General features: G+C 76.3%; 14 protein-coding genes and 2 pseudogenes. 7 read left to right on the forward strand and 9 right to left on the reverse strand.

Translation table 11 applies throughout. The features are described from left to right. Nucleotides 1–379: 379 nt before the first annotated feature. Both ACPXCB_RS26575 and ACPXCB_RS26580 read right to left on the reverse strand, forming a co-directional pair. Nucleotides 380–1,219: an ArsR/SmtB family transcription factor gene (locus ACPXCB_RS26575; RefSeq protein WP_425878430.1), complete on the reverse strand. Its 840-nt coding sequence runs from the start codon at nt 1,217–1,219 to the stop codon at nt 380–382. A 111-nt stretch (nt 1,220–1,330) separates the two neighbouring features. Further along, entirely contained in the window at nt 1,331–1,648 is a 318-nt protein-coding gene (locus tag ACPXCB_RS26580) for a hypothetical protein (RefSeq protein ID WP_425878432.1), read from the reverse strand. Nucleotides 1,649–1,725: 77 nt separating this feature from the next. Between ACPXCB_RS26580 and ACPXCB_RS26585 the strand changes: the two genes are divergently transcribed. Next, nucleotides 1,726–2,262, forward strand: coding sequence for a GNAT family N-acetyltransferase (locus ACPXCB_RS26585; RefSeq protein ID WP_425878434.1), 537 nt, complete (start codon nt 1,726–1,728; stop codon nt 2,260–2,262). Here the strand turns inward: ACPXCB_RS26585 and ACPXCB_RS26590 are convergent. Continuing rightward, on the reverse strand, nt 2,235–3,377 hold the full coding sequence (locus ACPXCB_RS26590; protein WP_425878436.1) for a hypothetical protein: 1,143 nt from the start codon (nt 3,375–3,377) through the stop codon (nt 2,235–2,237). The two genes, ACPXCB_RS26585 and ACPXCB_RS26590, sit on opposite strands and share 28 nt — an antisense overlap. Before the next feature lie 170 nt (nt 3,378–3,547). Here ACPXCB_RS26590 and ACPXCB_RS26595 point away from each other — a divergent pair, with 170 nt between their 5' ends. Beyond that, nucleotides 3,548–4,795, forward strand: a complete 1,248-nt coding sequence (locus ACPXCB_RS26595; RefSeq protein ID WP_425878438.1) for a lycopene cyclase family protein — start codon at nt 3,548–3,550, stop codon at nt 4,793–4,795. 103 nt (nt 4,796–4,898) lie between these two features. Next, on the forward strand, nt 4,899–5,378 hold the full coding sequence (gene rnhA / locus ACPXCB_RS26600) for a ribonuclease HI (protein WP_425878440.1): 480 nt from the start codon (nt 4,899–4,901) through the stop codon (nt 5,376–5,378). A gap of 29 nt (nt 5,379–5,407) precedes the next feature. On the opposite strand, the gene ACPXCB_RS26605 is transcribed toward rnhA, so the two are convergent. The 4 genes from ACPXCB_RS26605 to ACPXCB_RS26620 all read right to left on the reverse strand — a co-directional run bounded on the left by ACPXCB_RS26605 (nt 5,408) and on the right by ACPXCB_RS26620 (nt 8,212). Next, complete coding sequence (locus ACPXCB_RS26605; RefSeq protein ID WP_121398427.1) at nt 5,408–5,638, reverse strand: hypothetical protein; 231 nt, start codon at nt 5,636–5,638, stop codon at nt 5,408–5,410. A gap of 49 nt (nt 5,639–5,687) precedes the next feature. Next, a complete protein-coding gene (locus tag ACPXCB_RS26610; protein ID WP_425878442.1) occupies nt 5,688–5,924 on the reverse strand; it encodes a preprotein translocase YidC in 237 nt (78 codons plus the stop codon). A gap of 408 nt (nt 5,925–6,332) precedes the next feature. Further along, entirely contained in the window at nt 6,333–7,223 is an 891-nt protein-coding gene (locus tag ACPXCB_RS26615; RefSeq protein WP_425878488.1) for a pentapeptide repeat-containing protein, read from the reverse strand. Between the two features lie 257 nt (nt 7,224–7,480). Then, nucleotides 7,481–8,212, reverse strand: a complete 732-nt coding sequence (locus tag ACPXCB_RS26620; protein WP_425878444.1) for an SDR family oxidoreductase — start codon at nt 8,210–8,212, stop codon at nt 7,481–7,483. Nucleotides 8,213–8,222: 10 nt separating this feature from the next. Here ACPXCB_RS26620 and ACPXCB_RS26625 point away from each other — a divergent pair. The 3 genes and pseudogenes from ACPXCB_RS26625 to ACPXCB_RS26635 form a co-directional block, all read left to right on the forward strand. Beyond that, nucleotides 8,223–8,522, forward strand: a pseudogene (locus ACPXCB_RS26625) (sugar ABC transporter permease); the annotation flags it as partial. A gap of 87 nt (nt 8,523–8,609) precedes the next feature. Further along, entirely contained in the window at nt 8,610–9,224 is a 615-nt protein-coding gene (locus ACPXCB_RS26630) for a GNAT family N-acetyltransferase (protein WP_425878490.1), read from the forward strand. 28 nt (nt 9,225–9,252) lie between these two features. Beyond that, complete coding sequence (locus tag ACPXCB_RS26635) at nt 9,253–10,671, forward strand: RtcB family protein (protein ID WP_425878445.1); 1,419 nt, start codon at nt 9,253–9,255, stop codon at nt 10,669–10,671. A gap of 25 nt (nt 10,672–10,696) precedes the next feature. Here ACPXCB_RS26635 and ACPXCB_RS26640 read toward each other — a convergent pair. After that, a pseudogene (locus tag ACPXCB_RS26640) lies at nt 10,697–10,960 on the reverse strand (archease); the annotation flags it as partial. A 73-nt stretch (nt 10,961–11,033) separates the two neighbouring features. Continuing rightward, the gene (locus ACPXCB_RS26645) at nt 11,034–12,635 is read right to left on the reverse strand and encodes an LLM class flavin-dependent oxidoreductase (RefSeq protein ID WP_425878447.1); all 1,602 of its coding nucleotides are present in this window, start codon (nt 12,633–12,635) and stop codon (nt 11,034–11,036) included. 163 nt (nt 12,636–12,798) lie between these two features. Between ACPXCB_RS26645 and ACPXCB_RS26650 the strand changes: the two genes are divergently transcribed. Beyond that, nucleotides 12,799–13,401, forward strand: a complete 603-nt coding sequence (locus ACPXCB_RS26650; RefSeq protein WP_425878448.1) for an MBL fold metallo-hydrolase — start codon at nt 12,799–12,801, stop codon at nt 13,399–13,401. Nucleotides 13,402–13,451 lie beyond the last annotated feature (50 nt).

The raw sequence follows: 13,451 nt of genomic DNA on the forward strand, positions 1-13,451 counted from the left end.
GTGGGACGTCGTTCGGGTGGCCAACTCCGTGACTAGCACCGGTGTGACCAACCCTAGGAGGGTTGGGACCCCGATCCGGTGAAAATGAGAAATCCTCGTTGCCGTCACGTGTCCACCCGGGAGGCGGAGGGAGCAGCGGAAATGCCGGCACGGCCCACCCGCGAGGGTTGGCCGTGCCGATGTCACCGGGGGTCGTGCTGTCGCGGCTGGGCCGTCCCGGCCCCACTCGGGAGCGGTGCCCCGCGGCGGGCGCGTACGCGCCCGGCCCGCCGCGTTGGCCCGGTCCTGGCCGGTTTGCTCCGGGGACGGGAAGCGCCGCCGTTCCGGTCGCCCGGCAGCGGGGTCCGCCGGTGCCGGCCACGTGCCGGGACGGGGCGGGTCAGCCCTGCGTGGTGGCGCTCCCGGGGCGCGGCTCGGGCAGCGGCTCCCCGGTCTCCAGCAGCGACTTGAGGCTGGCCAGCAGCTCCGGCCAGCCGCCACTGCCGTCGAGTTGGCCGCTGACGGCCCGGTACATCTCGCTGCCCGGGGAGAAGTCCTCGTGGGTGACGGTCAACTTGACGCACTCGCCGTACGGGGCGATGTCGAAGGTGACCCGGGACCTCCGTTCGCCGAGCCGGGCCGCCAACTCCTCGTCGGACCAGCCGAAGTGTGCGGCGTGCTCCGGCTGGAAGCCGTGCCAGCTGTAGGAGAGTCGGCGGAACGGCTCGGCGACCAGGACGCGCTGGCCGAGGTCGCGGAACTCGCCGCCCGGCTCGTCCTGCCACAGCACGGGGGAGCCGACCCGCCAGTCGGAGCGCAGCGCGACGCCGCCCCAGTAGCGGCGGGTGAACGCCGGCTCGGTCAGCGCGGCCCAGAGCCTCTCGGGGGTGGTGTTGACGTAGGTGGTGTAGACGAAGGTGGGACTGTCCATCGGCTCCCGCTCCAGAGCTGTCCGTAGGTCGGCGAGTGCGCGCACCCGCTCGCGGTCGTAGCGGTCGATCCATCGTTCGGCGACGGCGTTGATCGGGACGGGGTTGAGGTAGTGCAGCTTCTCCCGGCCGCATCGCACGGTGGTCACCAGGTTGGCCGCCGCCAGCACCGCCAGGTGCTTGCTGACCGACTGCCGGGTCATGTCGAGCCCGGCGCACAGCTCGCGCAGGCTCTGCCCGTCGCGCCGGTTGAGGTCGTCGAGGAGCCGGCGCCGACTCGCGTCGGCCAGCGCCCGGAACACGTCGTCCACCCTGCCCACCTCGCACACGCAGCCGTCCGGCTGCCTGTCAGGTTAGGCAACCGGACGGCTGCATGTCCAGCGTGTCGCCGCATCCACCCGTCAAGGGGGCGGCGGGAGCGGTCAGGCCGGGCGGCCGGCGTCGTCGTGCAGCAGCCCCACCAGCGCGGAGAGGCCCTCCTCGCCGTGGCCCCGGGCGACCGCCTCGTCCAGCAGGTCACGTACCGGTCGCATCAGCGCGGCGTCGACCCCCACGTCCCGGCAGGCTGCCAGCAGGTTGCCGAAGCCGGCGGCCTGCATCCGTAGGGAGGACCCGTCGGCGTCGTGCTCGCCCGAGTCGACGGCCGCCGCCATGGCGGGCAGCTCCCCGAGCATGGCGGTCAGCCGCCCGGTCACCATCGGCGCGAACTGGCCCGCCGGCGTACCGGTCGCGCGGATCATCGCCGTGGCGTCCGGGACTGACCGGCCGACGCGAATCCCGCGTGCCCCGGCGGCTGCCCGGCGCATAGGGTCGCGCCGTGACGGAGATCAGGACCGAACGGCTGCTGCTGCGCGACTGGCGGGAGTCCGACCTCTCGCCGTGGGCCGCGATGAACGCCGATCCGGAGGTGCGCGAGCACCTCGGCCCGCTGCTCACCGCCGAGCAGGCCACCGCCTCGGCGCGCTCGTTCCAGGCCGACCTCGACCGGCTCGGCTACGGCTTCTGGGCCGTCGAGGTCCGCGACGGCGGCGCGTTCGTCGGCTTCGCCGGGCTGGACCGGGTCGACGAGGGTGTGCCGGTCACCGGCGTGGAGGCGGGCTGGCGGCTCGCCCGCTCCGCCTGGGGCCACGGCTACGCCACCGAGGCGGCCCGGGCCGTCCTGCGGTACGGCTTCGACACCGTCGGGCTGCCGGAGATCCTGGCCATCACCACCGCGACCAACCTGCGCTCGCAGGCGGTGATGCGTCGCCTGGGCATGACCACCGATCCGGCCGACGACTTCGACGACCCGGAGGTCGCCTCCGGTCCGCTGCGCCGGCAGGTCGTCTACCGCAAGCGGGCCGGGGACCGCTGAGCGTCGGGCGTCGCGGCGTCGGGGTCGGTCACCCAGCCGGCGAGCAGCACCAGCCCGGAGGGCCGGTGCACGGCGAGGAAGCCGAAGGGGCGGTCGACGTCGAGGCGTACCCGTCGCTTGCGCGCGGTGACCGGCCGCGGCGCCGAGCCCGCCCGCGTGGAGACGGCGGTGACCGCGGCCGCGCGGAACCCTGTCGCGCCGAACGTCGCCGTCACGCTCTGCCGTGCCTGCGAGACGGCCAGCAGCGGAGCGATGCCGGGAAAGTGGTCGCCGTCGCCGACGGCGGTGGCGAGGCCGAACAGCGCGGCCCGCGCCAGCAGGTCGTGGTCGGCGCGGACGGTGAAGCCCACGGTGCGGACGAGCAGCTCGGGCCGGTCGTCGTGGGCGTCCACGACCTGCTCGGCGACGCCGGGGCCGGCGGCGACGGGCAGCGCGGGCGGTGCGCCGATCGCGGCGATCGCGGCCGGCAGCACCTGCGCCGCCCCGCGCCCCGGCGCGCCCAGGGCGAGCGCCACGTCGACGTCCTCGGCGCCGCGTACGGTCAGCAGGCTCAGCGGGCCGGCGGCGGTGTCGACGGCCCGCAGCGCGTCGAGGTCGTGGCCGACCCGGCTCAGCCCGGCCAGCCGGCGACCGCGCCACGGCCCGGCGGCCGGCTGCTGCCAGTCGTCGCGGAACGGCTCGGCCCACCCGGTCCGCAGCGACAGCACGCTGGCCAGGACCAGCGCCGTCGTCGGGGTGACCCGCACCGGCATCTCGGGGACCAGGCCGTCGGTGTGCGTGCCGGCCCACTCGTCGAGGGCAGCCCGGTCGCGCGCCGGATCACCGGTCAACTCCCCGCGCATGGCCGCTGGCACCTCCCGCAGCCACCGGTCGGTCAGCGGCAGGTCCCGCCGCGCCCAGGCGGCGAGCGCGAGCCGGGTGGTGGGGGAGCGGTCCAGGTCGCAGCGGGTCGCCTCGGGCGCGACCGCCAGCAGCTCGTCGCGGGCCGGACCGGCGGCGTAGCGGGCGAGCAGCGCCAGCAGCGGGTGGACGCCGGCGCCGGAGAGGACCGTCTGGCCGTCGTCCAGGCCGGAGGCCCACCGGGCGGTCAGCGCGTTGGTGGCGTCGGTGCTCATGGGGTGGGCGTCCTCCGGAGGGCGACGTGACCGTCGCCCGGGGGCGACCGCTGGCACCCTACCGCCGCCCACTACCGCCGCCCGCCGCCTGTCGCCCGGATGCGCGCGGCCCGGGGTGGCGGGGCCGGTCGGTGGCCGGACCGCCCGGACGGTGTGGCAGCGTGGGCGGCGTGAACACCTCCGCAGCGCTGGACGTCGACCTGGCGCTGGTCGGCGGCGGCGGCGCCGCGTCGCTGGTCCTCGCGGCCCTGGACCGGCACGGCGTGCGGGACCTCCGGGTCGCCGTCGTCGACCCGGTCCACCGGCGCGGCCAGGACCGGACCTGGGCGTTCTGGGACCGTCCCGGCAGCGACCTGGACCCGCTGCTGGCCGCAAGCTGGGACCAGGTCGAGGTGGCGACGCCCGACGGCCGTCGCGTCCTCGATCTGGCCCCCCTGCGGTACGCCATGCTGCGCTCCGGCCCGGTCTACGCCCGGGCTGCCGAGGCCGAGCGGCGGCTGGGCGTGCGACGGATCGTCGCGCCCGTCGACGCCCTGTACGACGACGGCGGGCACGTCACGGTACGCGTCGGCGGCGGGTCGGCCGTCCGCGCGTCCTGGGTGCTGGACTCCCGGCCCCGGCCGCCCCGGCGACCCGGGCGCACCAACTGGCTCCAGCACTTCCGGGGCTGGTGGCTGGAGTCCGCCGTGCCGGTCTTCGACCCGGCCCGGGCCGTCCTGATGGACTTCCGCACCCCGCAGCCCGCCCGGGGCGTGTCGTTCGGGTACGTCCTGCCGGTGAGCGACCGGTACGCCCTGGTGGAGTACACCGAGTTCGGCCCGGACCTGCTCACCGACGCCGGCTACGACGCGGCGCTGGCCGGCTACCGGGACCTGCTCGGCCTCGACCCGACCCGGTTGACCGTCCGCGAGGTGGAGAACGGGGTGATCCCGATGACCGACGGCCCGTTCGAGGCCCGACCCTCGCCCCGGGTGGTCCGCCTCGGCACGGCCGGCGGCGCCACCCGACCTTCCACCGGCTTCACCTTCTCCGCCATGCACCGCCAGGCCGAGCAGGTCGCCCGCGCCCTCGCGGCCGGCCGCCCGCCGATGCCCGCTCCCGCGTACCCCCGTCGGCACCGCTGGATGGACGCGGTCGCGCTCCGGGCGCTGGACGCCGGCGGCGTCGGCGGGCCCGACTTCTTCGGCCGGCTCTTCGACCGCAATCCCGCCGAGCGGGTGCTGCGGTTCCTCGACGGCGCGACCACCCCGGCGGAGGAGGTGGCGCTGATGGGCACCACCCGGCTGCGGCCGATGGTCGCCGCCACCGCCGGCGACGCCGCGGCCCGGCTCCGCGACCGCCTCGACCCGACCCGGCGGGCGGCGACCTGGACGGTCCCGCGACCGGTGGTCGGCGACCGGGCCGACGCCGACGGCTGAGCCGCCTCAGCCGGCGCGGTGGGACGTTCGGGAGGTCGTCCGCGCCGCGCCGCGCCGCCGCCCGACGGCGGGGGAGGCGGTGCGGATTCGGTAGGTTGCCGGCATGGTGGACGAGACGGCCGGCAGGGTCGTGCAGATCTGGACCGACGGCGCGTGCAGCGGCAACCCCGGCCCCGGCGGGTGGGGCGTGGTGCTGCGCTACGGCGCGCACGAGCGGGAACTGTGCGGCGGCGAGGCGACCCCGACCACCAACAACCGGATGGAGCTGATGGCGGCCATCCAGGCCCTGGAGAGCCTCACCCGGTCGGTCACCGTCGAGTTGCACACCGACAGCACGTACGTGCGCAACGGCATCACCAGCTGGCTGGCCTCGTGGAAGCGCAACGGCTGGCGGACCGCCGCGAAGCAGCCGGTCAAGAACGCCGACCTGTGGCAGCGGTTGGAGGCCGCGTGCGCCCGGCACGAGGTCACCTGGCTGTGGGTGAAGGGGCACAACGGCCACCCGGAGAACGAGCGCGCCGACGCGCTGGCCAACCGGGGCATGACCGAGGCGCGCGCGTCGACGGTGCCCGCCGGTCGCTGATCGGACCGGCGGGCGGGCCGGCGCTCAGGTCACTCGGTGCGGCTCGGGTCGGTGGTGCCGGAGACGGCGTCCACGTCGTAGCCGGCGCGGCTGACCTCCCGGGCCGACCGCCGGTCCTCGGCCGGCAGGTCGGCGAAGTCGTCGCCGGTGTCGTCGGTGCTGCGCAGGGACTCGCCCGGCGGACGCAGCGACGCCTGCATGGCGGTGGCGCCGTCCGGCTCGTCGGTGGCGGCCCGGTCGGTACGGTTCTGATCGGTCATGCCGCTCTCCTGCCCCCGTGGTCTGCCCGCAAACGTGCCTCGGCGGCGCTCAGCGAGCCGCGTCCGGGTGGCCCGGCATGCCGGACCCGCCGCTGGAACTGCCCGAGGCGCCGCCCGCCATGCCCGACCCGTCGTCCTCGGTGACGATGTCGGGCGTCGTCGTCGTGTCGTCCGGCGCCGGGACGTCGGTGTCCGCCTCGACCTGGACCAGCCGGGCCTGGCCGGCCTCGTCCTCGGCGTGCGCCGGGTCGACCGGCAGCTCCCCGTCGCGTGCCCGATACCCCACCGCTGCCTCCCCGTCCCGTCGCGCCGACGCCGTTCCGCCGATGCCGTGTCCGCCCCCGGCTACCCGCAGCCCCCCACCCAAAACCCGCCCGCCCCGAGCCCCCGCGCCCCGCCTGCCCGGCCCCGCGCCGTTCCGCTCCGCCCCGCCCCCGCGCCGCGCCGTGCGCGCTGCCCCACCCCGCCCTGGCCGGGCGATCATGCAGTTGTGGTGCCCGTTATGGCGGGGTTGACGCCGGTTTGTGAAGCACGACAACTGCATGATCGCGAGGAGCAGGGGGCGGGGGAGCGTGGCGCGAGGTGCCGGGTCAGGGAGCCGGGGGGTGGTGAGGGAGTGGCGGGAGAGGGAGCGTGGGGGTGGGGCGGGAGGGAAAGCGCGGGGTGGGGCGGGGAGGGAGTGTGGGGGTGGAGGTCAGCGGGGGCATGGTGGGCGGGTGGCGCGGGTGGCGCGGGTGGGGGAGCGGGGTGGGCGGGGCAGCGGGGTGAGCGACAGCGGTGACCAGTGCCCGGGGCGCGTCCGGGCGGGCGGCAGGGCGGTGTGCCGGTCGCCCCGGGCCGCGTCGAGCTGGGACTGGTGCAGGAACAGGGCGCCCGAGAGATCCGCGCCCCGCAGGTCGGCCCCGCGCAGGTCGGCGCCGGTGAGGTCGGCCAGGCCGAGGTCGACGCCGCGCAGGTCGGCGCCGATCAGCAGCGCCCCGCGCAGGTTCGCCCGGCGCAGGTCGGTCCGGCGCAGGTCGACGCCGAACAGGTGGGCGCCCCGCCGGTCCACGCCGGGCCGGCCGCCCCGGGCCCGGGCCGCGTCCCCGGCGCGGGACAGCAGCGGGTTGACCCGCCCCCGGTACGCGTCCACGTCGAGGCCCAGCAGCGTGTCGGCGGCCTCCCGGGTCAGCCGCCCGGTCTCGTCGAGCGCGACGGACAACTCGTCGCGCAGCGGCTGCGGCGGGCGCGTCGCGAGCGCCTCGGTCAGGTACCAGAGCAGCTCGTGCAGGGGCCGCATCACCGCGAACGTGTCGAACATGCGCGCTGCGGTCTCCGGCGCGTCGCGCCAGTCCCGCCCGCCGAAGGTGACCTGGGCCACCCGCTGTCCGGCGCCGAAGCAGTCGAAGACGGTGCAGCCGGGGAAACCCCGGTCGCGCAGGTCGGCGTGGATGCCGCAGCGCGAGTCGCCCCCCAGGTTGGGGCAGGGCCGCCCGGCGGGCTTGTCGATGGCGAAGTCGGCCGACGCGGAGAAGGCCGGCGCGACGCAGCAGAGCCCGAAGCACCGGGCGCAGTCGGCGCGCAGCCCGTCCGCCGGCGACGTCACCCCGGGAGTTTCCGACACGCTGACCGTTCTCCTGCCGATCGGGGGGATCCCGCCGGCGGCCTCGCGGGCGAGGCTCCCATTGTCCCGCCGCCGCGACGGTCACCGGGCCCCGGGGTGCCGAGCTGTGCCCGCCGGGCGGGCGGGGCCGTGCAAGGGCACCCCGCCGCGGCGGCGCCTCACCCCCGTACCGAGCGCCAGTCGTGCGACTCCAGCGCGTTGGCCTGCGGGCCCATCATCAGCATTCCGCCGTCCACCGGCTAGGACGCGCCGGTGACGTACGCGGCGGCGGGCGAGGCGAGCAGCGCGACCACGGCGGCCACCTCCCGCGCGTCGCCGGGCCGCCCGACCGGCACCCCGGGACGCTCCTCGGTGAACGGGTCGACGTCCTCCTGGCCGGTCATCGGTGTGGCGATCTCGCCCGGGGCGACCGCGTTGACGGTGATCCCGTCCGCCGCCAGCTCCTGCGCCATCACCTTGGTCAGCAGACCGAGCCCGCCCTTGGCGGCGCAGTACGCGGCCGAGCCGACCCGGGGCGCGTGCTCGTGCACGCTGGTGATGTTGACGATCCGTCCGCCCAGCCCCGCGGCCCGCATCCGCCGGGCGGCCCGCTGCCCGCACAGGAACGGCCCGTCGAGGTCGACGGAGAGCACCTCGCGCCACTGCTCCCAGCCGGTGTCGACGAAGGGCGTGGACGCCCCGGTACCGGCGTTGTTGACGAGCACGCCGAGACCGCCGAGCCGGTCGGCCAGCTCGTCGACGACCGCGTCGGCGCCCGGCAGCCGGGTCAGGTCCAGCGCGGCGACCTCGCAGCGCCGGCCGGCGGCGCGTACCTCGGCGGCGGTCCGCTCGGCGCCGTCGGCGTCGCGGTACCAGGTGACGCCGACGTCGAAGCCGGCCTCCGCGAGGGCGACGGCGCAGGCCCGGCCGATGCCGGAGTCCGCGCCGGTGACGATGGCGATCCTCGGATAGTTCTCGTAACGCGATGGCATGCGGGCGCACTACCCGTTGTTCCGCCGGGTCACGCTGCCGCTGATGGCGCCCGTGCTGGGGCTGCTGGCGGTGCGCGACGCCATCCAGAGCCTGCACTTCTCCTTCGTGCCGGCCTTCGTGGTGACCGACGGCGGTCCACCCCCGTACGCCACCACCTACCTGTCGCTCTTCGTCTACCGCACCGGCTTCGAGTACCTGCGCTACGGCTACGCCGCCGCCGCGACCCTGGTGATGATCCTGCTGACCGTGGCGGCGGTGCTGGTGCAGTGGCGGCTGATCCGTCGCTACCGCGCGTTCTACCGGCTCTGAGCACCGATAATCCCGGGCGTCGGCCCCGGGAGCCGTGGCATGATCGCGCACTGCGCCGGCCGGGCGGCGGCGCGCGAGGAGGACGGGATGGAGTTCGACGTACGCCGGATCGGCCCGGAGTCGACAGCCGAGGCGGCCGACGTGCTCGCCGACGCCTTCGACGGGTACCCGTGGATGGCCTGGACGGTGGCCGCCGACCGGCACCGCGAGCGGCTGGCGGCGATGTTCGCCGGCACCGTCGCCGCCGTCGGGCTGCCCTACGGCGACGTCTGGGCGGCGGTGGACGCCGACGGCCGGCCGGCGGCGGTGGCGGTCTGGCTGCCCCCGGACCGGACGGTGCCGGACGAGGTCTGGGCCGGTGTCGCGGTCCGCAACGCCGAACTGGCCGGCGACCGGCACCCGGCGCTGCGCGCCGCCGACGCGGCCTGCGCCTCCCTGCGGCCGGCCGAGCCGGCGTTCCTGCTCGCCACCGTCGGCGTGCGCCGGACCGCCCAGGGCCGGGGGCTGGGGGCCCGGGTGCTGCGGCCGGGCCTGGTCGAGGCCGACCGGGCCGGCCTGCCGGCGGTGCTGGAGACCTCGTCGGAGCCGAACGTGCGCTTCTACCGGCGGCTGGGCTTCGCGGTCACCGGCCAGGCCCGGGTGCCCGACGGCGGGCCCGACGTCTGGGCGATGCGGCGGCCGGCGGCCGGCGAGCGGGTGTAAGGGCCGTCCGCCCGGGTAGCCGCCGGGAATGGAGCTGGTCGAGGAGTCGCCGTACCGCTTCCGGATCGACCGGCACGACCCGATGCGGGTGCCGGGGGTGGTGTTCGCGTCCCGGTCCCTGCTGCCCGACGCCGGTGAGGACAGGTCGCTGGAGCAGGTCGCGAACGTGGCCACGCTGCCCGGCATCGTCGACGCCTCGTACGCCATGCCCGACGTGCACTGGGGCTACGGGTTCCCGATCGGCGGGGTGGCCGCCACCGACGTCGCGAACGGCGGCGTGGTCTCGCCCGGCGGGGTGGGCTTCGACATCTCCTGCGGCGTCCGGCTGCTCGCCGCCGACCTCGACCGCGACGGGCTGCGGCCCCGCCTCGACGCGCTGATGGACGGGCTGGGCGAGGCCACCCCGCGTGGCATGGGCAGGGGCGCGGTGTGGCACCTGTCGAATCGCGCGGAACTCGACGCGGTGCTGCGCGGAGGCTCCCGCTACGCCGTCGAGCGCGGCTTCGGCGTCGAGCGGGACCTGGACCGCTGCGAGGACGCCGGGGCCGTCGGTGACGCCGATCCGGCGCGGGTCAGCGAGCGGGCGATCGAGCGCGGCGCGCGCCAGGTCGGCAGCCTCGGCTCCGGCAACCACTTCCTGGAGGTGCAGGCCGTCGAGGAGGTGTACGACGACACCGCCGCCACCGCCTTCGGGCTGCGCCCCGGCCAGGTCTGCGTGATGGTCCACTGCGGCTCCCGGGGGCTGGGCCACCAGGTCTGCACCGACCACGTGCGGCAGATGGAGAAGGTGATGGCCCGCCACGGCATCGAGGTGCCGGACCGCCAGCTCGCCTGCGCCCCGGTCTCCTCCGCCGAGGGCCGCGCCTACCTGGGCGCGATGGCCGCCGCCGCCAACTACGCCCGGGCGAACCGGCAACTGCTGGCTGACGCCGCCCGGAAGGTCTTCGCCCGGGTCACCGGCAGCCGGCTCGACCTGGTCTACGACATCTCGCACAACCTCGCGAAGATCGAGACGCACGGCGTCGACGGCGAGCGCCGCGCGCTGTGCGTGCACCGCAAGGGGGCCACCCGCGCGCTGCCGCCCGGCCACGACGACCTGCCCGACGACCTGCGGGACGTGGGCCAGCCGGTGCTGATCCCCGGCTCCATGGGCACCGGCTCGTACGTGCTCACCGGCGTGCCGGGGTCGCCGGCCTTCGCGTCCACCTGCCACGGGGCCGGCCGGGTGCAGAGCCGCAAGCAGGCCGTGCGGTCGGAGCGCGGGCTGGACCCGCGTGCCCAGTTGGAGGCGCGGGACATCGCGGTGCGCGGGGCGTCCCGACGCGGCCTGGCCGAGGAGATGCCGGCGGCGTACAAGGACGTCTCGGCGGTGGTGGCCGCCGCCGAGGGGGCCGGACTGTGCCGGAAGGTGGCCCGGCTGGTCCCGCTCGGCGTGGTGAAGGGCTGAGCGGGCGGTGCGAGGTGGGGGCCGGGCGCGGCGGCAGCTCACCCGCCGTCTCCATCCGGAAGATCACCTCGTCGAGTACGCCCACCAGCAGGTCCGCGTCGTCGTCCCCGGCGGGTGCGCGGAACTCACGCGACGGGCCCGGGGCCGCCCCGGCGGGGTCCACGAACGTCCCGACCAGCGCGGCGACCGCCTCGGCGACGCACTCCTCCCGGCTCGGCGCCCACGCCTCGATGCGGACGTCGGCAGTGTGCGGCAGGCGGCGGTGCCCCCGCCCGGACGGTCGCGGCATGCCCCGATCCTCCGGCACGGCGGGTGGCGGCGGGCTCGGTTCCGATCCGCCGGCACGCCGTGCGACGGCGGGTTCAGTTCAGGCCGAGCCGGGCGATGGGCTCGACGAGTTCGCGTTCCTCGTAGGCGAGGTGGGACAGCAGGGTGTCGCTGAGCAGGTCGACCGCCGCGCGCAGCTCGGCCATCCCGTCGGCGACGGAGACGAACGCGACCAGCGCCCGGTCGACGCGTTCCAGCACGTCGTGGATGGCGTGGTGCTCCTGCTCCAGCCGGTCCAGCACCGGGGCGAGGCGGTCGTCGCCCCGGCGCAGGTGCGGGAAGATCCCCCGGTCCTCCAGCGTGTGGTGGGTGGTGACGACCCGGCAGTACGACTCGCAGTAGGTGCCCAGGGTCCACTTGTTCTGCCGGATGGTCATGGTGTTGATGTGGGAGCGGGCCGTGCCCGCGTCGACCAGCCCGCCGCCCACCTGCTCCACCAGGTCGTACAGCCGGGTCAGCTCGGCGCGCAGCCCGTCGTGCACGTCGATCAGGTGCTGGGCGCCGGCCTGGTCGTGTGGCGGGTAGGTGCGCGCCGGGTCGGGCGCGGGGCCGGTGGGGCGCGTGGCCTCGTCCCAGACCCGGATCGCGCTGCGGCGCACGCCGTCGTCGGGCGTCGGGACGACGGCGAAGGACCCCGCGCCGGCGGGCGGGCGGGGAGCGGTCGACGGCGGCGCCCCGGCGCCCCCGGGTGTCGCCCGCGCCTCGACGGCTTCGGGCGTCGCCAGGATCACGGCGGCAGCGGCGCCGGCCGCGCGCTCGCCGGCCACGAGTTCGCGTACGGCGGGGGCGACCTCGGCGGCGAAGCGCCGCAGGTCCTCCGGGTCGTCGCTGCCCAGGATGAAGGTGCTGATCCCGTCGCTGAGCGCGAGGTCGGCCAGTTCCTCGGCCCACTGCTCGGCGGGGCCGTCCAGCGGTCCCCGGCCGACGGGGGCGAATCGGCCGGTGACGTTGAGCAGGCGGCGCACGTCGGCCGGATCGCGGCCGGCCTCCCGCGCGGCGTCGTCGATGATCGTGTTGCCCCTGCCCAGGTCGCCGGGTTGCAGGTAGCCCAGCGACGGCAGCCACCCGTCGGCCCGGCTCCCGGTCAACGCCAGCATCCGCGGCTTGTACGCGCCGAGCCAGATGCCCACGTCGTGGGCGGGCGCGGGGCCCCGCTTCGCGCCCACCACCCGGTGGAACTCGCCGTCGACCCGGACGCCGCCACGCGCCTCGACGTCCCAGACCTGGCGGATGACGTCGATCGCCTCGGTCAGGGCCCGCACGCCCTGCCCGGGGGAGAGCCGGCGCCCGCCCATCGCCTCGATGGCCTCCCAGAACGCGCCCGCGCCCAGGCCGAGCTCCACCCGGCCACCGCTGAGCAGGTCGAGACTCGCCACGCTGCGGGCCAGGACGGCCGGCGGGCGCAGCGGCAGGTTCGTCACGTTGGCGGCCAGCCGCACCGTGCCGGTCCGGGCCGCCACGAAGCTCATCAGCGTCCACGTGTCGAGGAACGCGGGCTGGTACGGGTGGTCCTGGAAGGTGACCAGGTCGAACCCGACCTGCTCGGCCAGCACGGCGAGGCCCACCACCCGCCCGGGCTCGGCGTTGCCGGGCGTCAGGAACGCCCCGAAGGCCAGCGGGTGGCCGTAGTCGCCCATCTCGGTACTCCCTTCCGACCCGCAGCCTCTCACGCGGCTCGGGGTGGTCCCCGAGCCGTCCGGCGGAACCGGCCAGGAAGGCGGGCCGGCACCACCCTCCGGCACGGCCCGTGCCGCCCGCCGCCGGGCACACGGAGCGCTGCCACCGGCGTACGGTCGCCGGATGCGGCTGACGAAGTTCACCCACTCCTGCGTCCGGCTGGAGCACGACGGCGGCGTGCTGGTCATCGACCCCGGCACCTGGAGCGAGCCGCGGGCCCTGGCCGGCGCGGACGCCGTGCTGGTCACCCACGAGCACACCGACCACGTCGACGTGCTCCGGCTGGCGGGTCTCGGCGTGCCGGTCTTCGCCCCGCAGGGCGCCGTCCTGCCCGACCTGGCGCCGCTGTCCGTGACCATGGTCGGCGCCGGCCAGCGGTTCACCGCCGCCGGGCTCACCGTGACCGCGCTCGGTGGTCGGCACGCCACCATCCACGGTGACCAGCCCGACTGCGCCAACCTGGGCTACCTCGTCGGCGACGCGGTCTACCACCCGGGCGACTCGCTGCACCGGCCGGACCGGCCGGTCGAGACGCTGCTGGTCCCGGCGCAGGCATCCTGGCTGAAGCTCACCGAGGCGATCGACTTCGCCCATGCCGTCGGGGCCGAGCGGGTGTTCCCGATCCACGACGCCCAGCTCAACGAGCGCGGCCTGACCAGCGTGAACGGCTGGTTCGCCGAGACCGTGCCCGGCTACCGTCACCTGGCGCCGGGGGAGTCCGCCTGACCGGCTGACCCCGCCCGGCGACGATCTCCACCGCCACCGGCCGTGACGTC

This window comes from Micromonospora sp. DT62 (genome assembly GCF_049847285.1).
Taxonomy (GTDB): Bacteria; Actinomycetota; Actinomycetes; order Mycobacteriales; family Micromonosporaceae; genus Micromonospora; species Micromonospora reichwaldensis.